The organism is Alteromonas sp. 4NS20-0143, from assembly GCF_057542855.1.
In genome coordinates this window covers 762,933-785,024 of sequence record NZ_BAAJLR010000001.1, presented here as the reverse complement: position 1 = coordinate 785,024, position 22,092 = coordinate 762,933, and the positions used below count along the sequence as shown (strand labels likewise).

Sequence of the window (22,092 nt, the reverse complement as noted above, 5' to 3'; positions counted from 1 at the left end):
TTCAAAGCGATAAAATACCTGTTTTATATACATAAAAGTAAATGCTCGCGTTTTATCACCTGCTTTACGTTAATAATTCAATTTCTGTAAATGGCATAAGCAATGATGTTTGTTGTACAATTAGTATACACATGCTTACGAGAATTTAATGTGCCCAAAGTAAAGTTGATACTTCTTACGCTTGTTTCCACTTTTTGTTTTCAAATGAAGCACGTTAGTGCTGTTGAAACTATGAAAGTTCTTTCGGCAAATACGCCTGTATTTAGCGAGTTTCAAAGCGATGGAAGTGTTAAAGGCTATTCAGTGGACTTTGCCACCGCATTACTCGATTTAGCGGGTATTCAAGCTGATGTGACGCCATTGCCTTTCGCGCGGTTAATTCAAGAGCTCGATACCGGCGAACTCATGTTAGCGACTGGCATTGGTCGAACCGCAGAACGAGAAGACAAATATTTTTGGATAGCACCATTAACGGCAAACGTAGTGGGGTTGTATGGCAAAAAGGCCATTGATCTTGATTTACTGACGGCGCAAAACAAAACCATTTCTGTTGCTGTAATGCGGGGAGATTATCGAGTTGAGTTAGGGAGTGAATACCCCCAGTTTGTTTTGCACCAGTTCAATACCTGGAATCAAGCGGTAGATGCTGTACTAAAAGACCGGGTAGACGCCATATTTTTCTCTGATCTTGGTATGGCTATTTTTTGTCAGCAAAACGACTTAGATTGCTCCACCGTCAGCAGACAATATTCCCATAACGTGTTGTACAGCTACGTGGCGATGCCAAAGACAGATAAAAATAGAGAGTACGCCACTGATTTAGTCAAAGAAGTCAGTCGGCTTTTAAAGCGTCCAGAGTATGCGGAAATTAAACGTCGATGGCTGCCAGTATTAGAAGATTACTCGCCCAATGTGTCTGAAATAGAAGGAGTCATCGTTCTTGGCAAAACCCTGGTAGATGACAATAGCCAGCCAAAACCTTGGGTTATTACCAATGAGGAGCCGTTGTTTAGTGAACGAAACAAGCGAGGAGAGCTTACAGGATACGCCGTTGATTTGGTTCAGAGCATTTTGGTTGAAGCAGGTATCAAAACTGATATTTTAAGTGCACCCTGGCAGCGTATTTTAATTGAAAGTGCAATGAAACAAGATGTTCTCGTATTTTCACTAGCGAGAACCGTAGAACGAGAGGATCTATTTCATTGGATCACTCCCATAACTCAAAACGCCTATTCTATATTTTCCAAACGTGGAAGTAATACCGACATTTCCTCACTGAACGAATTGCCTGCAAGTAGCCGAATTGCGGTGCTTAAGGGAGACTTTAGACAGGAGATTATTAAAAAGGCAGGTTATTGGGCTGTACCTAAAAACAGCTGGAAGAGTGCTGTGTTAGCCCTTGAAAGCGGTCGTGCAGACTACCTGTTTTTCTCCGATGGCGGAATGGACATCATTTGTGATGATTTAGGTGATAAGTGCAATAGCATCACTAAACTTTTTACCTATCAAAAAGCAACAACGTATTTAGCGGTATCAAAAAAGGGCACCACCCCTGAACTTGTGGAAAAACTTATTGAAGCGTCAACTGCTTTTAAACAATCAAGCCAGTACAAACACCTTACTGAGAAGTGGTTGGCTGATTATGCAACCCGCACATCACTTTCGCTGACTGAGGACGAGGGCGTAATAGTGTTTGGACAGACTGAATACTGAATGCTACAAATTGAATGCTGAGTGCCGAATTGCGTTTTAGAGATAGCATCGGGCATTGTTTGTTGGGGTAACGTTGAAAAACTTGTCTAACAGCCAGTATGTTGACTACCCAATGAGGTAAATTAGTGGTACTAATATTTCCATTGCTGCTAATAATTACACCGTAGGAATGCGCCAAAGCTTTCACGATGTATCGAATTTAACAGCGATACTATAAACAACATTCAATAACCATGAACTGTTGAAAAACTAAATTCAATGTACACCTCATTCTAAAAACATAATTAAGGGAGTAGTAATGACAACGGAAGAAAAATTATATTGGGGGCTTACAGCACGAACATACTGCACGCTCATACATGTAAGCCAACTAGCGAGTATCGTTATACCTGGGCTGGGGCTTATTTTGCCTATTGTAATGTGGATAGCCCACAAAGACCAAAATGAAGACATAGATAAACACGGTAAAGTAACGGCAAACTGGCTTATAAGCTTGGTTATCTATTCAATAATCTGCGGAATTCTGCTGTTGATATTTATTGGTGCATTCGGATTAATGATTCTGGGCATTCTAAACTTAATTTTTGCGATTGTTGCAGCGTTAAAAGCCAACGGTGGCGAGCTGTGGCATTACCCATTGAGTATCAAGTTCTTTAAAGTATAGAAGCTCAGCATCTGCTTGTTACCTATACCTATTTGCCTGTGATGTATATCACAGGCCTACACTTTGCCCACATGCACATGCACATGCACATGCACATTCCAAGACGACACTCACTACCGCAATTTTGTTGCACAGCACTGCTTAAACTTCTTATTGCTGCCACAAAGACATGGCAAATTCCGACCGTATTTTATTTTTCCACAGTCATCGTGAAGCGTGCCATCGTGATAACGCCATTGGTTATCCTCAATAAGGAAATTTGATGTTTCATGCAGCTGAAATAGGCTTTTGTTTTCGTAATAGAATGCCGTAAATTCAACGGTATCAGATGTTGTTTCTTGAGCGGAGTGGGGCGTTACCTGAAGAGCAAACCACAAGGTGCCATCAGCACTTTGTTTAAGGTTTTCTAAGGTCAAGCCTTCTTGTTTTTCACGAGTGTAGGTATTCAGTACGTAATCGTACTGTTTTGTCGCATACGCTGAAAATCGAGAACGCATAAGTTGCTCTGCACTTTTCGGCGATTCGGTACCATTTAAAAAGGGCTCACAACAACGTTCAAAAGAAGCGGAAGAACAACAATAGCAACGCATAACACTCATCTACACTTAGGGTTTCATGACGGGGTAGTGTATCGCATTACCAGAGTGAATTGCGAGGAAGCACTGCGAGAGTGCATATTGAAAGCGTAGCCAAATAAGACTGCTATATTGCCTGTTTCCTCTCTATTTTCTCTCCATTTTTTTTACTTCTTCTGTGTTTCTTCTCTATTTCTTCTGTGTTTCACCAGGGGCCAATCGCAACATTTTTGCTCTGCTGAGTATTGTCTACTTTTACGTTAACTAAACTCACAGAGTAAAGTTCACAGAGCTTGCGGATCATGTCGCTGTCTGTGGGTTGTAAATCTAAATCTATATTTTCAACATACAGCGTTTTACATTGGCCGCCAGTGATGAGCTTACTTATCCACTCTGGTACTTTCTCTTTCTCAGGCTTTTGAATGCGAATAGCATTTACAACGTCTTTAGAAAACGCTACTGAGTCAGAGAGAAGATAACTCCACCCCTTGTCGTTTCTTTCTTCAAAGCTTCCTTTTCCTTCACCGGGGTAACCTTCAATGGGTAATGGAAGCTGAACTACATTTTCAACCGCGGTATTAGATACTGCGTTGCGAAGTGCATTGAATCGACAAACTGGTGAATTACTCATAGGACATACCTTATTTTTATAAAACCATTTTAACTGTTTAAGTATACAGTGTGTATGTGTATACAGTAGTTGTGATGAATCCCTTTTGCAAGCAGTAGATTGTGTTTTTTTCGAACAACTGCGAGAAATCTATCTAAGTGCTTTTAAATAAAAGGAATTTTTATTACGCCGTAAAATTTGAATCTGGTACTGTTTGCAGTTGAAGGTATTAGTACAGGTATCAGTACAGGTGTCAGTACAAGTAAAGAAACTAGAGATAGGAAATACCCGTTATTTCTTGTGTGTACATTTAAAGTAACCACGGGCTTTTTAGAAATTGAGCTGCACCTTTATTGATAACCTCACATACATTTGGCAGTGAGTTTAAGGCAAAGTGCTCGGGCAGTGAGTTTAAGGCAAAGTGATAAGGCAGTGAGGACAAAGCAATTATAAAAAGAGAGCATAATGAACTTCTTTGTTAATCTTGGTTATGCGGGCATGTTTGTCAGTGCATTTTTGGCTGCCACAATATTGCCCTTTAGTTCAGAAATAGTTATCACAGCACTGTATAGCAATGGACTCTCTGGTTGGGGTTTATTGTTAGTGGCGTCCAGTGGAAATATTCTAGGTGCTCTGGTGAACTACGCACTGGGTTTTAAATACGGCAGGGTGGTCGCTACAAAGCTTTTAAGAATAGGCGAAAAAGCGTTTCTCCGCGCTTCTCACTTTTTTACCCGTTGGGGAAAGTGGAGCCTGCTTTTGTGTTGGGTGCCAATTATTGGCGACCCAATCACGCTAGTAGCAGGAGTGCTTCGCAGTAATTTTTGGTTTTTCCTTTGTGTTGTTACTATGGCGAAAACCGCTCGCTATTCACTGCTACTATTCATACTGTCATAAATCGTTCAATGCGCTTATTGAAGAATCATACGCTGAAAGTAAATAATTAAGGGTATTGAGGGCTATTTGCTTTAGCCGCTGATTTTTTTGCCTGCTTACGACTTCTTTTCTTTTTATATGTCATTAGCCACTGTTTTGCTCTCGGTGCTAAGAGAATGATTCCCGCTAACCAATACCAAATGGGCTCTTGCCAAAAGGTTTTTTGTGACCAGCTAAAGTGCAAAAGAGTCAGTGGTAATATGAGGTAAATTGCATTGTGCAGCTGCTGCCAACGCTTCCCCATTTTTCTTTGTATTACCTTAAAAGAAGTCGCAGTAAGAGCTAATAGTAGCAATAACGCCACCATGCCAACCACAATGTAAGGGCGACTAACGAGTTCACTTAGCACTAGCGCCATATCAAGTTGAAGCTCAAACAAAACGTAGGTACTCAAATGAGCCAATGCGTAGACGAACACATACACACCAAGCATTCTTCTGAACTGAATGGGAGCTGGGCTACGCATCTGCTTAGCCAGCGGGCTGAGCAATAGGGTAATGAATAAAAGATGAATTGCCCAGATGCCGGTCTCGTTTAAGAGTGTATCCACTGGGTCTGGCCCTAGCGTGTCGGTAATTCCAGCGTAGAACAGCCACACTAAGTAACCGAGAGCGACTATGTGAATGACTGATTTAATTGAACGTCTGAGCCATGGAGACAGGCGCAGGGGAGCTTTCCTAGGTGCCATATTAGTAAAACTTTGCCAAGTTCATATCCGAATAAAGAGGAGCCACTTCTGAATACCCATTGAACAGCTGCGTTTCTATTCGGTTTCGAGATAAAAGACCACCAGAGGTAATTCGACGTTCGCTCGCCTGGCTCCAACGAGGATGAGAGACCTTAGGATTCACGTTGGCATAAAAACCGTATTCATTTGAGGCAAGTCGATTCCACGTTGTCGGAGGTTGTTTATCTGTCAAACGGATACGCACCACAGACTTAATACTTTTAAACCCATACTTCCAAGGTACAACCAATCGAATGGGGGCTCCATTTTGTGGGGGCAGGGTTTTCCCGTATAAGCCAACCGACATCAGCGTTAATGGATGCATAGCCTCATCTAAGCGTAAGCCCTCAACATAGGGGTACTCAATGCCGCCACCCAAAAATCGATTACTTTGCCCTGGCATTTGTTCTGGTTCGTACAGGGTCTCAAATGCCACGTACTTTGCTGACATTAATGGATCGGCTTGTTTGATAAGTGCTGCTAATTCAAACCCTATCCAAGGCACCACCATCGACCACGCTTCTACACAGCGCAAACGATAAATGCGTTCTTGCAGTGGAAATCGCTTTGTCAATGAGTCATGGTCGAGAACTAATGGCTTTTTAACTAAACCATCTATTTTCAATGTCCATGGGTCGGTTTTAAATTCACTGGCGTTTTCTGCTGGCGCATCTTTTGATGTGCCAAACTCATAAAAATTATTGTAAGACGTGACTTTCTTTTCTGGGGTTCGAGTCTCATTAATTTGATACTGACTAGGTTTGGTAAAATCCAGCGACTTACTTTGAAAGGTTGCTTTCTCTTTCTCGTCTTCCCAAAACCAGTCAGCCGCACTTGCAGATTGTGCAAGTAGCGTTGACGCGCCGACAAACCCAAGAGACTTAAGCAATGATCTCCGGTTCATATAAACACTTTCATCGGTAACATGATTGTCGGTTAGCCTTACTGAAGGCTTAAAAGGTTTAGACATACTTACACCATAATTATTGAGCGCGCTTAGATATTAAAAACTGAAAAGCAGCTAACGTCGACTGCGCGCGGAGGCACCAAGGTTACATTACTTACGTGAAGACAAGGCTTTAGGATTGCACCTGTATTAAATGCCTTGTATTACACGCCTTGTTTTACACGCGTTTTATTACATGAAATTACACACGCGAATTTTATAAAAAGTCACTACAGATTTAACACGTATAAAATAAGACCCATTTAATAAGAATAAAATTTCATGAATTAAAAAGAACACGCCCTAAATAAACCCACAATGCTTTTTTATGCATAGTAATCAATAGCTTTAGCTTGTTCTGAAAATGAAAAGCGCGTAACTTGAATGATTTACATATTTTAATAACAAGTATAAAAATGAAAGCCAACGAAATAGAGCAATTAGCGCTGTCTGGCTCAGAAACCAGAAATGTTATAACCCCGTATGCCTTTAAAGTTGACCAAGCGCTATTAGGCATTCCTTTGGCTCCACCTATTAAACGCGCAATGGCAATGATCATTGATGTCATTCTAATATTTATGGCTGCAAAGCTTAGCGCAACGTTAATTGCCTTTGTCGCTGCTATGGCTTTTTATAAAGGCACAGCACAACAATACCTTCCTAAAATGTCGTCGTTTTGGCGCAGAGCCCTTAAGCTTTTTGCAGCAGGCTTTTTATTTGTAAGCTCGCTAACGGTACTCTCGTTAGCCATAGACTTCTTTGAAGACGGCAGCACTCTGCAAGGAATACAAATAAACAAAGCAGAACAAAAAGATGAGTTAAGTGAGCATGATAAATCAATAATTCGCACATATTTAGCGCAAACAGACGATGATAAAAATTGCGATGATATTTGCCAAAGTGCTGCTAGCGCTAATTTAGTTGCTCAATTGCCTGAACTTGCTGAAATTGAAGACACTGGAAATAGTCAAGCTGCTCGAGCGCTATTGCACTTAATGGTTATAGCTGATGATGAACCTATGGCAGCAGATGATGTTGAAAATGTAGATTCAGCGCCAGAGAGTATTGCGGGCCAAGATACAAACGAAAATACAAACGAAAACAATACAACACCTGTAACCAGTATCTTGCAGTGGGGCAAAGGTATTATACAAGACCTAGGTTTAGGTTTTGGTTGGGCTGCTGTTTACTTTACCTTGTTCTCGTTACTTTGGCGCGGGCAAACTCCAGGTAAAAAAGTGTGTAATATTCGCGTGGTTTCACTAAGCGGTGAGCCACTGGGCATGCTTGATTGCTTTGGCCGCTACGGCGGTTACGGAGCAGGTTTTGCGACAGGGTTATTAGGCTTTTTACAGGTTTACTGGGATCCAAACAGACAGGCTATTCAGGATAAAATATCAGCCACCGTGGTTATTCAGGGGAGTGTGAACCAAGTTGTGAATGCAACAACTGTTGCGGATGCGGTTAACGATTAGCCTTGCGCAACTGAACCTAATAATCTTGTTCTACACCTAGCGCTAGATATGGAAGCTGTCTTGAATACCGCCTTGTTTAGGGGAAAATATACTGCTGTAAAGGCGAGATGCAAATTCGTCGGTCATACCTGATATATAGTCGGCGATCACACGCATTCCGTTTCCCGCTTCCTCTGCTTTACGCCAGCGCTCTTGTGTGTTCTCTGGCAGCAAGCGGGCAGGATCTGAGGCAAAGGCTTCAAAGAGCACCATCACCACCAATTGCCCTTTATATTCTAACAGCTGAACATCAGGGCGACGTATTACCTTTCTAAACACAAATCGCTTAAATAGCGCCAATGCTTCGCCAAAGCCTTGGGGCATGGTGGCATTAAAGGCTAATAGCGGATGAGAAAAGCCGTCTACCTTTTGAATTTCGATAGCAGTGATAAAGCTGTTTACCAGCGCGCCAATAGCATTTTTACGCTCGTGGTGGGCATGACTGAACAATTTTGTGGTCAGCGATTCGATATTATCTGAAAGCCATGGAATAGACAGAGCTTTTAATGGGGTCGTCACATCTTCTATGAAATGCGCTTTTTGCACCATATCCATGACAATGGCATCTTCTAAATCGTGGATTCCGTAGGCAATATCATCGGCCAGCTCCATAATAGAACAATCAAATGACTTGAAGCAGGTTTTACTGTGAGCGCTTGTACTGCCAGTAAATTGCATAAACAACTGTTTATCGTCATTGTTTAGCGGAGCAAGTAGCCAATCGAACAAGGGCTTATCACATTGAAATAACCCTTTAGGCGGGTGCCAATCATCGGCTTTAACTTGGCGCAATGATTGGGGCCGAGCGCCGGCAGCCTCTTTAGTATGCAGTGTATTTATGAAGTTGGGGTATTTGACTAATCCCAAAATACTGCGTCGGCATAAATTCATGCCATGGTCGGCCGTGTACGGCTCCAACTGAGTAACAATACGAAACGTTTGACCGTTACCTTCAAAACCACCGTGTTCATGCATCATGTAGTTGAGCGCAATTTCTCCACCATGACCAAAAGGAGGGTGGCCAATGTCATGAGCTAAACAGATGGTTTCAATTAAGGTTGGGTCGAGCACTAAGTCTTTGGCTATATCGGGAAATTTGTTCCAAAGCTGCGCGGTGATCCCCGTACCTATTTGAGCGGCCTCTAGCGAGTGCGTCAGTCGAGTTCGGTAAAAATCACTTAAACCAACGCCCAATACTTGTGTTTTTGCTTGAAGCCGTCGAAAAGCGGCGCTGTGGAGTACTCTTGCTTTATCTCTTTGGTAAGGATTTCTGTGATCGCCGTCTCTCGATTCGCTGCGAGGAAGGCGACGCTCGTGTAAATCTAATTCCCATTGAGATATCGTCACAGTAACTCCTTTTTGAATGTTACATTTCGTCTTGGGTTATTTCATCAAGACTCAACGAAAAGCTCGGTACATATTGAGTGAGAAAGTAATCCACTTCTTCAGAGTGATACTCTTTCAATATCTTATCCAAGCGTTTCTTTGCTAGCGTAAACTCGCGATTTCCAGCGGCAATTTCTTCTAACGTTTTTAGATAAGCACACAGCACATCCGCTGCTTTCACAATGAAAGCATCTTCTGGGTTATGGTTTTGTGAATCTATCAGCGCGGCATAGTCATCGCGAAAGGATTCAGGCGCCATTTCAATGAGCTTATTTTCCGCTATCTTTTCTATCTTTTTATATTCTTCTTTTATCGCCGGGTTGAAGTACTTAACCGGCGTGGGAAGGTCACCAGTCAACACCTCAGATACGTCATGAAACATGGCCATTGTGGCTATACGCTCTGGATTAACGGTGCCACCGAAAAATTTATTTTTGATAAGCGCAAGGGCATGAGCAACCATTGCCACCTGTAAGCTGTGTTCCTGCACATTTTCGGTACGCACATTGTGCATCAGTGGCCAGCGATTAATTAACTTAAGCCGAGATAAGTGAGCAAAGAAATGACTTCTATCTGACATATTAAGCTCCCTGCTTGTAGGTTCTAAAGAAATTTCCAATTCTATGCAGGGCAGGCACTAAAACGTCACTGTGAGGTAAAAATACCAAGCGGAAGTAAATGCCACTATTAAGGTTGAATGCTTTGCCATGTACCAGCAGAATTTTTTCCGAGCTAAGCAAGTCTAAAATCATTTGCTCATCGTTGTGAATGTTGAATTTTTTCTCGTCCACTCGGGCAAAGCAGTACATAGCGCCTTTAGGTTTAACGCAGTGTATGCCATCGATGCCGTTAAGCATGTCAGTGGTCACATCACGCTGTATACGCAGCCTGCCGTTTTCATTTACCAAGTCGTTAATACTTTGGTATCCGCCAAGTGCAGTTTGAATAGCGCTTTGACAAGGTACGTTTGCGCACATTCTCATTGAAGAGAGAATGTTGAGCCCTTCAATATAATCTGAGGCCAGTCGCTTATTACCACTAACCAATAGCCAACCAGCGCGAAATCCGGCGACACGGTAGTTCTTACTTAAGCCGCTAAAAGTAACAAAAAACACGTCATCGGCTAGCGACGCAATACTGGTGTGTTTCGCATCGTCGTAAAGAATTTTATCGTAAATTTCATCACTGAATACAACAAGTCCATGTTGCCGCGCTAATTCAACAATGTCTTGCAGAAGCGCTTCATCATACACAGCCCCCGTAGGGTTATTCGGGTTAATCAGAACAATTGCACGAGTTTTGCTGGTGATCTTGCTTTTAATATCATCAAGGTCAGGAAACCAATCGGCCTGTTCATCGCAATGATAATGAACCGGAGAGCCTGACGATAGACTTACCGCTGCTGTCCACAGTGGATAGTCAGGGCTTGGAATAAGCACTTCGTCACCATGATTAAGCAGTGCTTGCATCGCCATCATGATGAGTTCGCTGACCCCGTTACCAATATAAACATCGTCAACGCGAATATCTTTGATATTTCGCTGTTGATAGTACTGCATAACTGCTACACGCGCCGCGTAAATTCCCGTTGAGTCTGAATACCCTTGGGAAGTCGGCAGATTATGAATAACGTCTTTCACTATGTCGTCGGGGGCTTCAAAGCCAAACGGGGCAGGGTTACCGATATTCAATTTCAATATGCGATGACCTTCGTCTTCCATCTTTTTAGCTTGTGCTGCTATTGGGCCTCGAATGTCATAACAAACGTTATCTAATTTATGTGAGCGAGATACAGTTTTCATGGTCTATCTGGTTGATTTACATGCCTTGAGATTATCGCAATCCACAGTGAGATGCGACGGCAATTTAGATGAATTCAGCGAATGACGACACTTTTTATCCCTCATTGCACAAATTGCGAACAATAATGGTGATGGCTATCCTTTTGACTATCCATTTGTCTATAAAGTTATAAAATTTATGTTAATAACTTGTGAACTTATTCATATAAGCCTATCGTAAGAATAAGGTGTTTATAAAAACACCAAGAAAAAGCAAGTTTACCATCAGAGGTGATTTTAATATGTCGCACCATTTTAAAGAAACTCCAGAAAATGCGATTACTCAAAGTGGCATTGCGCGTGTCATTCCCTGTAAAGAATTAGATGTTGGCGACCCCATAAAATGGTTGTCATTGGCGTTGCGAGACGCCATGCGAGCGCCAGGATTAACAGTTTTCTATGGTGTACTGTTCGCCGTTATTCCATGGTTCATTATGTATTTAGTTGAAATGACGGGTTGGCACTTGGTTATTCTGCCTGCCATCGTATGCTTTATGTTGATAGGCCCGTTTTTAGCCGCAGGTCTTTACGATGTAAGCTGGGAAATGGAAAAAGGTCACAAACCTACGTTAAGACATTCATTGCGAGCAATGCGAAGAAATGCATTTAATGAGTGGGGTTTTGCGCTACTCATCATGGTCATGATGATTTTTTGGCTACGTGTAGCGTCGCTAATCCATGCCCTTTATCCTCCTTATATCGATAACAATCTTGAGAGTTTACTACCGTTTCTAATGTTGGGCACCTTAGTGGGGGCGGCATTTACCATGATCATGCTGTTTATTACTGCATTCACTCAACCAATACTCATGGAGCGCAAAGTCGATCTTGCTACCGCTGTGCTAACGAGTGTCAACGCGGTGTGGTTAAATAAAGTTCCCATGTTGATTTGGGCGGCAATAATTTTCTCGGCCGTTGCCATAGGATTTGTCACTGGGTTTGTCGGTTTTATCATTCTAATGCCGCTTATTGGATATGGGTCTTGGCATGCTTATATCGACGCGATAGAAACGAAAGTCGAAAGAAAATACGAGTAAAATGTAGTTTTATTACAAAATAAAATGGCATTTCAGTGTGAAAAATAATCTGAAATGCCATTTTTTTTGTTAAAATTTCAGAATTGGAGGTTCAAAAAAACGTTTTTTATACTTTAGTATTAGAGTTTTTTGTTTCTCATTTCCTATTTGTAATAACAATCTGGAATATTGATTTCAATTAAATCTCTATATTTCAATTGGTTAAGCTATTAATTATGTATTAACAATTGAATTTACTGCAAATTTACCTACCTTACACAACATTACAACAGAAAAAGTTTCAATCTTGATGCATAACTAATAGGCGCTCAGGAATGACCTGAGTGCTAAAAACCTTTTTATGCATCGAGGAAAACATTATGAAATTGCTAAAGACCATTATTGCTACAGCAACGTTATCAATAGCATGCAGTGCAAGTGCTGCTACTTCAGAAAAAGAAGTACGCTTTGTTGGTGAAACTGAATTTGCAGGATTTTGCAAAGCCATTATCAACGACGACATCAAAACTTTCCGTTCAAATATATCACGCAATGTAGGCCGTATTGGTGATAGCCAGCGTCAGGTACTACGATTAGTTACCTCAGACACAGGGTTAACCTGTAATGGAAGTAACCTCATTCAGTTTTCAGCTGAACGTGGCGCTGATACGGTTCACGAATACCTTACTTCACGTAGTTAAGGTAAGCGTTGACTATGGTTAATATGAGAAGGCGGGTGGTGCTGTTCTTTAAAAGAACATCACACACCCAGCCAGGAAGTCATAACTGGTTAATGATGCTTGGCTCAAACCCTTACCCAACGCGACACTCTGTTGCGTCCGTTGATAAAGAGTCGCTGAGTGTGGAATCTCAACTTGAGGAGTAGTACATATGCTAACGGCACAAGGAACAAGCTGGTTAGTGTAGAAAATAGCAAACCTCCAATAATGGCGATGGCCATTGGGGAATAAGGTGGACCATCGCCGCCTATCCGCGTTGTGCCTATGGCAAGCGGAATTAGCCCCAGCACAGTGGTTGCCACTGTCATGAGTATGGGTCTTATTCGGGTAACGCACCCTTCAACAACCGCGTCATACAAAGAGAGTCCCTCATTGACCAGCTGATTAATTCTATCTACCAGCACAATACCATTATTTACTACAATGCCCATAAGTATAAGCATACCAATCATACCCATTACTGACATTGATGTTCCGGTTACCATAAACGCCCAAAATACGCCGGTGAAGGAAAACAATAATGATGTTATGACGGATGTAGGTAAGATCAGCGATTCGAACAACGCTGCCATCACCACGTATATCATGCAAAGCGCCAATAGCATGTTCATCTGCATAACCGCATTAGCTTCATCTTGGCGAGAGAAACTGCCGTCCAAAGTCCAAGTATAGCCCGTAGGCAGGGTAATATTCTCGAGGGCTACCTCTATTTGCTGTCTAGCCTGTTCGGTGGTGGTTTCACCCTCAAGGTTGGCACCAATAGCCAACGCGGTTTGGCGATAACTACGGTTAATTTGCGACAGCTGAGGCTTTATTTCAAAATCAGCAATCATATTAAGGGTAATTGATTGGTTTTGGGCAAAGCCGATATTAATATTTTTGAGTGCACTGAGTGAGGACTGAATATCGCTACCATACTTGAGCTGTACGTTAACCTCTCCAGCGTCGCTGTAGCGAAACGTCCTTAGATTACTACCGCGAAGGGCGGTAGCAACTAGTTTGGCCACATCATTAACCGCAATACCGAATCGATTGGCTTTTTCTCTGTCAATTCGAATCTGAACTTCGTCACGGGTTGAGCCTGTATCAGCCTTCACATCTTTAAGTCCTTCCACTTTGGCAAGAACCGGCACCAGCTGGTCTGAAATTTTCATTAATTGCTCTGAAGACTCGCCAAGCAATGTCACTCGAATACCGCCACCACTTCCACTTTCCCACTGAAATGTGGGGCGTGCTCTTACGAAAGAGGGCATAGACTCACGGATATCCTCTTTGATCTGGCTAACCGGCACAGGTAGGTCGTCATTAAGCGTAAGGCCGCTTGTGGCATACCCTGGAGTAAAATAGGTGTATACCTGTTTAATATGAAAGCGTTCTTGATTTTCATACAAATAGGCTTCCATTTTTTCAACCGTATTTTCTACCTCCGATAGGGTGTAGTTTTCGGTAATGTGGTAATTCAGCCAAATGCGTTCTTGGTTGTTATTACCATCATCATCTGACGTCACCGCCTGCATGGGAATAATAGTGGATGCCAGAATACCAACAGCAATAAGTGATGTTTTACCCTGATTGTTAAGTACCCACTGAAGTATTTTCCCGTAACGAGAAATGTAAGCCGGGGGCGCTGACTGCTTGACCACCGGAATTTTCACTTTAGTGGTCAGTAAGGGAATGAGGGTTTTCGCAATAAAAAGAGAGGCAAATAGCGAAATACAAATGGCAACTGCTACATGCTCTAAGAAGATGGTTACGTCAATTTTAACGCCAATGATATTGGGTAAAAATACAATGGCGGTGGTTGCGGTACCCGCAATTACGGCCAAGCTTACCTTGTTGACTCCGCTTTGTGTGGCATAACCAATATCATTGTTTTTCTGGCGCTCTTGAAAAATACTTTCAGTCACTACCACCGCATTATCTACCAGCATACCAACGGCCAGCATCAGTCCCATCAGTGACAGTATATTTAGGGTGTAACCCAGTAAATACATGACGCCCAGGGCGATACATATTGAAAATGGCACCGACAGCACAACAATAAGTGTGGTGACCAGCTGGCGCAAAAATAAGTATAAAACGATGACTGACAGTAGTGCACCTAGCAAACCCGCACTTAACAAGTCGCTTAGAGAAGACGTAACGCTTTTGGCGGTGTCGTCCATTACAAAAAGGTTGATACCCGAAAACTCAGGGTCGTTTTTTGCTTCATTGATCACGGCCATTACGGCGTCTGATACGTTGACCAAGTTACTACCAGATTCACGAAAAACATTGAAACCTACAGCAAAGCTTCTGTCTAAATGGCGTCCTTCGTTTCGCAAAGGCAATTCATAGCTCACTTCAGCCACATCCGATAAACGAATATTGGGTTTGATCCACATTTGTTTAAAGTCGTTGATGTCGTCAAATTCACCTGTTGGGTTAACAAGCACCTTTTGACCATCGTTATACATGTAGCCTGCAGTTAGGGAAAAGTTAGCCCCCTGTAATTTTCGTTCAAGCTCATTACTGTCTATGCGATAGGTAGAAAGCTTTTTAGCGTTCAGCCGAATAGTGATTTGACGTTTCATGGTGCCATAAAGCTCAACTTTCGACACGCCGGGGACTCGCTCGAGCGGGTGCTTTAGATTGCGCTCAAGCAAATCGTAAGCGTTAGAAAGATCCCGATCGCTAGACACGCGCAGCTGAAAAATAGGCATGTCATTGGTGTTAAATTTATACACCATAATGCGTTCAATATCTGAAGGCAGCTCATTTCTTATCGCGTCTACCTTTTCCCTTGCCTCGATACTTTTGGCTTTAAGATTTTCTTCCCAATCAAACTCAACAACGATTTCTGCTTTATTATCATAAGAACGGGCTTGCAGGCGCTTAATCCCTGACATGGTGGCAATGGCCGCTTCCACAGGCCGCGTTATCATGGTTTCTACCTCAATTGGGGTAGCATCAGGGTAGGGGATTTCGATAACCATTTGGGGTATATCAATACCGGGAAACTTCTCTAACGGAAGCAGTCTAGAAGACACTAATCCAAACAGCAGCATGGAGAAAAATAGCATGCCTATAGTGACGGGTTTGTTAAGGGCAAATCTTGCTAACGCCGCGCCTATACCTGCTACTTTACCAGCATCGGCACCAGCGCCTTTATCCACACCCGCACCAGCACCAGCAACTTTGTCTACGCGACCCGCCTCGCCTACAGTGGGCGGCTTTTCTTGTGAAGGCTTCATAGCGCGCCTCCTTTTGCAATAGACTCGTTGCGTGTCATCACTGCACTGGTATCCACAGGTATTTTTTTATTGTCGAATAAGCTATACAGCACCGGCAGTAAAATGAGCGTAAGTAAGCTGGCAAACAGTAATCCAAAAATAACCGTTACCGCCATAGGTGTTCTTATTTCCGCACCTTCACCAAAACCTAATGCCATGGGGAGCAAACCGAGAACGGTTGTCAATGTAGTCATTACAATGGGTCGTAAACGGGTTTGGGCAGCGTCAACAATGGCAGCGTGTTTTTCCATCCCGTCCCTGCGCAGCTGATTTATTCTATCGACAAGCACAATGGCGTTGTTCACAACAATACCGCACAGCATAATTAGCCCGATAAACACCACCACACTAAGCGGTGTGTTGGTGAGCCATAAGCCATACACTGAGCCTGCGCCTGCAAGTGGCACTGCGAACAAAATAAGAAGCGGATGTAGCAAGGATTCAAACTGCGACGCCATAACCAGGTACACCATAAATACTGCCAGGGCGAGAGCAAATTGCAGCGAACGGAAGCTGTTTTGCATATCTTCACTTTGACCTGCAATGGTGGCGCTGAGTGATAGGGGAAGTTGTGTTTCGTCAAGAACAGTATTCGCAACCTCAACAGCTTCGTCTAGCTTTCCTTTCGCTAAATTTGCCGTAACGATAGCGACACGCTGCTGCCCCACACGGGTAATCTCACTTGGACCCACACTCATGTATACATCGGCTACTGCGCTTAAGGGAATAGGCTGTGTTGAACGAGGGTTAATAACAATTGCCCTTACGCCCGCTATATCGTTGCGCTGGCTTTCAATTGTGCGAACCAGTACATCAACCTTTCTATCTTCAACACTGTATTGGGTGGCAATGCGCCCGCCCACTTTGGCTGCGATCAGTTGCGACACAGTGGCTGCATCTAAATTTAGCCGAGCAAGCTTAGCGTGGTCGAAGACTATTTTAAGCTCTGGATTGCCATCGCGAATGCTGGTGGTTACATCGGTAAAATTCGCAAAGCTTGCTAGCTTAAGCGCAATAGCGTCACCATATTCTTGCAGCTGATTTAAATCGTATCCCGTAATTTCCACTTGAATTGGCGATGAAAAGCTAAAGAGTTCAGGCTCAGAAAACACTGATTCGATATTTGGTTTGTTGTTTAGATAATCACGCAAGGTGTTCTGAACCTGCTGCATGTCATGTTGGGTGGCATTGGCGTGCATAACCACATTTAAGCGACCCCAATGATCGCCACCTTGATTTGGCGCAGCACTAATGAGGCTGCCCGTTCCAGACATCGCATAAGTACGCTGCACTTTTGTGTGCGATCCGCTCTGTTGTTCGTCTTCTGGACCACTACCCACGCTGTTCATCTCATTAAATACAACGGCCGCTAGTGCGTTGAGTTCGGCATCGGTTTTCTGCAAAGGAGAACCTGCTGGCAAGGTGATTTCTACTGAGAACTCTCCTTGTGACATGGTGGGAATGAGTTCCATACCCAACTGAGGTAACAGCAAAACCCCTCCAGCAGATACGGCTACTGCAATACCTAGCACTGCAGTTCGAGCGCGAAGGCTTGCTTTCAGTAACACTTCATACGCTTTTGATAGGCCATCAAACCCTTTGGAAAACAGCCAAACAAGGGGTGTGAACACTACCGATAAACATTTGCTGATGATGTGCCACGCACCAATTATCAAGGTCACAAGAGCGGCAGGTAAGAAAACAAAAACAAATTTAAACAGTGCTCTAACAGGCCAGGTGGCGTAAAACGCTATTTTACCTAACAGACTAGTGGGAGCAGTTTTTACAGAGGCTGACGGGTTATCGAATGTATCTTGGTGAGATAATTGTTGCGTTGATTTTCTTCTTGCCATCGCCGGAATGATGGTGAGCGCTACCACGAGAGATGCGGCGAGTGCAAAGGAAACCGTTAGTGCTTGGTCTCGAAATAACTGACCAGCAATGCCTTCAACAAATATAAGTGGAACGAAGACGGCCATGGTGGTTAATGTAGAGGCGATTATCGCACCTGATACTTCTTTGGTGCCCTTAGAGGCCGCCTCAAATTGCGTAGCGTCTTCGCCATGTTGAGCCTTTGTTAAGCCACGTTTGTGTTTGCGGTGGCGGTCAATATTTTCAAGCACAACAATGCTGTTATCTACCAATAGCCCAACAGCAAGGGCTATACCGCCAAGGCTCATCATATTTAAGCTTATGTTGTTGGCATACATTAAATTAAACGTGGCAATAACAGACACAGGAATAGACACAGAAATGATGACCGTTGCCCAGAAGTCTTTTAGAAACAAATACAGCACCAACATGGCTAGAATACCGCCCACAATGGCTGCTGACTTCACGTTGTCGATGGCCTGTTTTATAAACACGCTCTGATCATAAGTTTGATCAAGTGCATAATTTGAGGGGAGGGCTTTTTGTACTTCTTTCAGGCGACGTGACACATTTGTAGCCACATCCACCGCATTAGCGTCACCTTCTTTGTAAATGGCTATTTCAACACCTTCTGTGCCATTAAAGCGCGTGATGACACTTCTGTCTTTATAAGCACTTTGTACAACAGCAACATCTTTTAATTGGATGTTTCGATTACCTGAGCGGCCGATAAATAAGTTTTCGATTTCGTCTAGTGTTTCAAACTGGTTTAGTGTTCGAACTAAAAAGGCTTGGGCGGCATTGTCTATTCTTCCGCCTGCGGCGTTAACATTTTCCGCTTTTATACGCTCAACAATATCTGTGATGGGAATAGATAGCTGACTGGCTTTACGCTGGTCAATAAGAATGTGAATTTCATTTTCTAGCCCTCCGCCTAATCGCACGGCCGCAACACCTTCAACAGACTCTAAGCCTCGTTTTACTTGTTGTTCGGCATATAAACGCAAGCGCTTCATACCGCTTTCGGAAAGGTTTTCGATGTCAGTAGTGAGGCCTAACTTGATAACGGGATCTAAGCTGGGGTTAAAACGCAGCAGTCGAGGTTTTTCAATGTCCAGAGGAAGTCGAAGTACGTCTAGTTTTTCTCTTACTTCTAAGCTGGCAAAGTCCATGTCCGTACCCCAAGCAAAGGATAAGACTACGTCTGATTGGCCTGCACGTGAGGTAGAGGTAACTTTACGCACGCCTTTAACGACGCCGATGGATTCTTCAATGGGTTTAGATACCAGTTGTTCTATTTCTGCGGGAGCGGCGCCATCATAATCGGTGCGTATAGTTAAAGTGGGGTAAGACAAATCAGGCAATAAATTCACCGACAGCCTACCAAGAGACACCATACCAAATAACAACACCGCGAAAGTAAACATAGAAACGGCGACGGGACGCTTAACAGCAATATCGACAATACGCATAATACTATTCCTTATTTATCTTCGCTTAGCTGTTTACAACTTCAACAGGCGCATTGTCTTTTAAGTTTTGATGTCCCGCAGTAACGACTTGTTCGTTACCGGTTAACCCGTGAGTCACTTCAATAACATCGTTATTTTCAAATCCGGTAGATACATTGACTTTCTTAACCACGCCACCGTCAACTACAAAAACGCTGTGGGTATTATCAATGGTAACCAGGGCACGGCGGGGCACTAGTGTGGTATTGGCATGAGTGGCATATTCAAGAGACACATCGGTAAACATGCCGGCTTTTAACGTGTTTTGTCCATTGGGCACTCGCAGGGTTACTTTAAAGGTGCCGGTAGTGGCGTCGATAACGGGGCTGATTCGCTCGACATGTGCGGTTATTTCTTGATTGTTTAACGCGGCAACGTTTAGGGTAGCAACTTGGCCTACAGACACATTCGTTAATTCGTTTTCTGGTAGGAATACCACGCCCTGAAGATCTTTTTGCTGCACAATATGAAACATTCTTTCACGTTGGAAAGACTCGGTGAGGTTACCTACTTTGGCATTGCGAGATGCAATAAACCCACTGATAGGTGCTTCTATTGTGGTTTCTTTTAAATCCAATTCAGCAATGCTCAACGAGGCTTTAACTGATTCATACTGTGCGTTGAGTTTGTCGTAGGTATCGTGACTAATGAGTTTTTGTGAGTATACCTTGTTGACGCGTTCAAGCTCGTTTTCGATACCTTGTAAATCAGCGCGTGCTTTTGACACATTGAGCTCATACCTGCGCTTATCTAGCTGTGCCAACGCTTGTCCTTTTTCTACGTAGTCGCCTTCTTCTACGAATATGGCTTCAATAATTCCTGATGCGCGGGCAGAGACAAACGCTTCTTCACGGGCCTCTAAAATAGCGGTAGTATCGTACGTTGAAGTAATGTCGCCCGTTTTTAAGTGCAGTGCTTCAACGGGAATAGCGAATACCGTCTCTTCTACTTTGTCAGGGCCATTCGCTGCATCAATCGCATCAGCATCTGTGCAGCCTGTTGCAAATGCGCTAAGCGCAAGAATTGTGCTACCGATAACGGCATAGCGTAAAAATGGAGAGTTAGTGTTCGAACTGCGAAGTGACGCGTTGTTTGAGTTCTGATATGAGGTGTTATGTGTTGTTTCCATGGTCAATGCCCTAACATTTATTGTCGTTATATCATAATGACCAGTATCAGCAGATAACGTGCCAGTAAACTAAACGCTTTAAGTTTCAGTATGTTAGGGTTTTTTGAAGGTGAAAAACAAAAAGGCCAACCGAAATGGTTAGCCTTTTTTACTATCTGTTAGCCAATATCGCTAAGTTACAGCGATTTAAACTAAAGTCTACAAGCCCAAAGCCTGCCTAGACAACGCTTATTCCACCTATTATTTATTCAACCAAGGTGTAGCTGGTGGTAATGTCAACATTGCCCTTAAGCATTAACATGACCGAACAGTATTTTTCCGCTGATAACTGCACAGCACGGGCTAACGCTTTGTCGGTAATTCCCTTTCCCGACACCGTGTAGTGAGCATGTACTTTTTCAAACACCCGTGGTGGCTCTTCAGCGCGGGTGGCCTCAAGTTCACAATGACACGCTGTAATGTCAAAGCGCCCTTTTTTCAAAATATCGACGACGTCCACACTTGAACAGGCACCAATAGCAACAAGCACCGACTCCATAGGTGAAACAGCGTTGCCGTTTCCATCCATCACGGTGTTGTAACCACTGTCGGTAGTACCAGTAAACGTAAGGTCTTTATCCCATGAAACACGTGCTTTCATTATATATCCTGAATTGTGTAGATTAAGTGTTAGTGTTCAATCGTATTGCATCAGCGTTAATAGTGATTTTTTTCTGTTTATACAGCGCACCCAACGCCTTTTTATAGGCCGCTTTACTCACATTAAAATGCGTGTAAATATCTTCAGGTGCACTCTTATCAGTGAGTGTCGATATGCCGCCGTGGGCGTCTAAATCGTCTAAAATGGCCTGCTGAAGCTCACTTCGCGCATCTTTATCTATACGCTGAAGGACAACGTCAATTTTGCCATCTTCGCGAATTGTTTTTATCACACCTGAGGTAGCTTGACCTACTTTCAATGGTTTAAACGCGTCGCTGTGAAAAATCAGACCAAGATTCTTTTCGTTTATCACGACTTTAAAACCAAGATCAGTTTTGGCATAAACTAGGCATTCAACATCGTCGCCTTCATTCAAATAGGCGTTACTTTCCTGTAAAAAGTAGTGAAGCTTGGTCGCACCTAAGATGCGCTGGGTTTTATTATCAAAAAACGTATAAACAACGTATTTCATACCCGCACTAACAGGCTCGGCTTGATAGTCATCTGGAACAAGTAAATCGTTATCTAAACCCCAGTCGAAAAAAGCGCCGAAGTTGGTTGCAGATACCGCTTTTAATATTTTGACTTCACCCACTTGAATCAGCGGTTTTTTCACCGTTGCGTAGGGCTCTCCACGCTGATTTGTGGCAACAAATACATCTATCTCCGCATTTGTTGCAAGGGGTGTTTCAACCTCATCAAGAGGAAGAGTAACGGTTTCATCGATGCCAAGGGTGTGGGCCTCTGAATCGAAAACAGCAGCACCTTCGTTATCAGTACCACTCTCAAACTCGTTTTCATTAGCGTCTAGGGCGGCTAGGGCGTACCCAAAAGGGTATTCTGCTACCACGCGCAATGTATTAATTTTTCCAATATTTATCATTAACACTGACTTTTTTAATAGAACAGGTAACATAATATCGGATTGGAGTTAAGAGCT

Annotated in this window: 18 protein-coding genes; 6 read left to right on the top strand and 12 right to left on the bottom strand. The window is 43.1% G+C overall.

Annotation, left to right across the window (positions count from 1 at the left end):
• The first annotated feature begins 231 nt into the window (after window positions 1–231).
• Together AC27HD_RS03310 and AC27HD_RS03305 are read left to right on the top strand one after the other, a co-directional pair.
• The gene (locus AC27HD_RS03310) at window positions 232–1,713 is read left to right on the top strand and encodes a substrate-binding periplasmic protein (protein WP_487103759.1); all 1,482 of its coding nucleotides are present in this window, start codon (window positions 232–234) and stop codon (window positions 1,711–1,713) included.
• 298 nt (window positions 1,714–2,011) lie between these two features.
• Complete coding sequence (locus tag AC27HD_RS03305; RefSeq protein WP_032095810.1) at window positions 2,012–2,377, top strand: DUF4870 domain-containing protein; 366 nt, start codon at window positions 2,012–2,014, stop codon at window positions 2,375–2,377.
• A gap of 113 nt (window positions 2,378–2,490) precedes the next feature.
• Here the strand turns inward: AC27HD_RS03305 and AC27HD_RS03300 are convergent, their stop codons facing one another.
• Both AC27HD_RS03300 and AC27HD_RS03295 read right to left on the bottom strand, forming a co-directional pair.
• Entirely contained in the window at window positions 2,491–2,967 is a 477-nt protein-coding gene (locus tag AC27HD_RS03300) for a YchJ family protein (RefSeq protein WP_487103906.1), read from the bottom strand.
• A 190-nt stretch (window positions 2,968–3,157) separates the two neighbouring features.
• Window positions 3,158–3,583 (bottom strand): hypothetical protein, encoded by a 426-nt coding sequence (locus AC27HD_RS03295; RefSeq protein WP_032095812.1) that lies wholly within the window; start codon window positions 3,581–3,583, stop codon window positions 3,158–3,160.
• 444 nt (window positions 3,584–4,027) lie between these two features.
• Here AC27HD_RS03295 and AC27HD_RS03290 point away from each other — a divergent pair, with 444 nt between their 5' ends.
• Window positions 4,028–4,459 (top strand): YqaA family protein, encoded by a 432-nt coding sequence (locus AC27HD_RS03290; RefSeq protein WP_235207817.1) that lies wholly within the window; start codon window positions 4,028–4,030, stop codon window positions 4,457–4,459.
• A 46-nt stretch (window positions 4,460–4,505) separates the two neighbouring features.
• On the opposite strand, the gene AC27HD_RS03285 is transcribed toward AC27HD_RS03290, so the two are convergent.
• Together AC27HD_RS03285 and msrP are read right to left on the bottom strand one after the other, a co-directional pair.
• Window positions 4,506–5,186: a protein-methionine-sulfoxide reductase heme-binding subunit MsrQ gene (locus AC27HD_RS03285; RefSeq protein WP_487103757.1), complete on the bottom strand. Its 681-nt coding sequence runs from the start codon at window positions 5,184–5,186 to the stop codon at window positions 4,506–4,508.
• A 1-nt stretch (window position 5,187) separates the two neighbouring features.
• Window positions 5,188–6,195 carry a protein-methionine-sulfoxide reductase catalytic subunit MsrP gene (msrP, locus tag AC27HD_RS03280; protein ID WP_487103755.1) on the bottom strand — a complete coding sequence of 336 codons (1,008 nt, stop codon included), beginning with the start codon at window positions 6,193–6,195 and terminating at the stop codon, window positions 5,188–5,190.
• A 392-nt stretch (window positions 6,196–6,587) separates the two neighbouring features.
• Here msrP and AC27HD_RS03275 point away from each other — a divergent pair, with 392 nt between their 5' ends.
• On the top strand, window positions 6,588–7,646 hold the full coding sequence (locus tag AC27HD_RS03275) for an RDD family protein (RefSeq protein WP_487103753.1): 1,059 nt from the start codon (window positions 6,588–6,590) through the stop codon (window positions 7,644–7,646).
• A gap of 42 nt (window positions 7,647–7,688) precedes the next feature.
• On the opposite strand, the gene AC27HD_RS03270 is transcribed toward AC27HD_RS03275, so the two are convergent.
• Genes AC27HD_RS03270 through AC27HD_RS03260 form a run of 3 tightly spaced genes read right to left on the bottom strand, consistent with a single transcriptional unit; the run spans window position 7,689 to window position 10,873 of the window.
• A complete protein-coding gene (locus tag AC27HD_RS03270; protein WP_487103751.1) occupies window positions 7,689–9,032 on the bottom strand; it encodes an anti-phage deoxyguanosine triphosphatase in 1,344 nt (447 codons plus the stop codon).
• Window positions 9,033–9,051: 19 nt separating this feature from the next.
• Complete coding sequence (gene yfbR, locus AC27HD_RS03265) at window positions 9,052–9,651, bottom strand: 5'-deoxynucleotidase (protein WP_032095816.1); 600 nt, start codon at window positions 9,649–9,651, stop codon at window positions 9,052–9,054.
• Between the two features lies 1 nt (window position 9,652).
• Entirely contained in the window at window positions 9,653–10,873 is a 1,221-nt protein-coding gene (locus AC27HD_RS03260; protein WP_163107244.1) for a pyridoxal phosphate-dependent aminotransferase, read from the bottom strand.
• Between the two features lie 281 nt (window positions 10,874–11,154).
• Here AC27HD_RS03260 and AC27HD_RS03255 point away from each other — a divergent pair, with 281 nt between their 5' ends.
• Window positions 11,155–11,949, top strand: coding sequence for a DUF2189 domain-containing protein (locus AC27HD_RS03255; protein ID WP_032095883.1), 795 nt, complete (start codon window positions 11,155–11,157; stop codon window positions 11,947–11,949).
• A 359-nt stretch (window positions 11,950–12,308) separates the two neighbouring features.
• Window positions 12,309–12,629 carry a DUF3718 domain-containing protein gene (locus AC27HD_RS03250; protein ID WP_032095818.1) on the top strand — a complete coding sequence of 107 codons (321 nt, stop codon included), beginning with the start codon at window positions 12,309–12,311 and terminating at the stop codon, window positions 12,627–12,629.
• A 104-nt stretch (window positions 12,630–12,733) separates the two neighbouring features.
• On the opposite strand, the gene AC27HD_RS03245 is transcribed toward AC27HD_RS03250, so the two are convergent.
• From AC27HD_RS03245 to AC27HD_RS03225, 5 genes are all read right to left on the bottom strand, one after another.
• The gene (locus AC27HD_RS03245) at window positions 12,734–15,901 is read right to left on the bottom strand and encodes an efflux RND transporter permease subunit (protein ID WP_487103748.1); all 3,168 of its coding nucleotides are present in this window, start codon (window positions 15,899–15,901) and stop codon (window positions 12,734–12,736) included.
• A complete protein-coding gene (locus AC27HD_RS03240; protein ID WP_487103746.1) occupies window positions 15,898–19,284 on the bottom strand; it encodes an efflux RND transporter permease subunit in 3,387 nt (1,128 codons plus the stop codon). The genes AC27HD_RS03245 and AC27HD_RS03240 overlap by 4 nt, the downstream gene beginning before the upstream one ends.
• A 25-nt stretch (window positions 19,285–19,309) precedes the next feature.
• Window positions 19,310–20,452, bottom strand: coding sequence for an efflux RND transporter periplasmic adaptor subunit (locus tag AC27HD_RS03235; RefSeq protein WP_487103744.1), 1,143 nt, complete (start codon window positions 20,450–20,452; stop codon window positions 19,310–19,312).
• Window positions 20,453–20,696: 244 nt separating this feature from the next.
• Window positions 20,697–21,092, bottom strand: a complete 396-nt coding sequence (locus tag AC27HD_RS03230) for an OsmC family protein (RefSeq protein WP_334028992.1) — start codon at window positions 21,090–21,092, stop codon at window positions 20,697–20,699.
• Window positions 21,093–21,114: 22 nt separating this feature from the next.
• Window positions 21,115–22,035, bottom strand: a complete 921-nt coding sequence (locus AC27HD_RS03225) for a CvfB family protein (RefSeq protein ID WP_487103742.1) — start codon at window positions 22,033–22,035, stop codon at window positions 21,115–21,117.
• Window positions 22,036–22,092 lie beyond the last annotated feature (57 nt).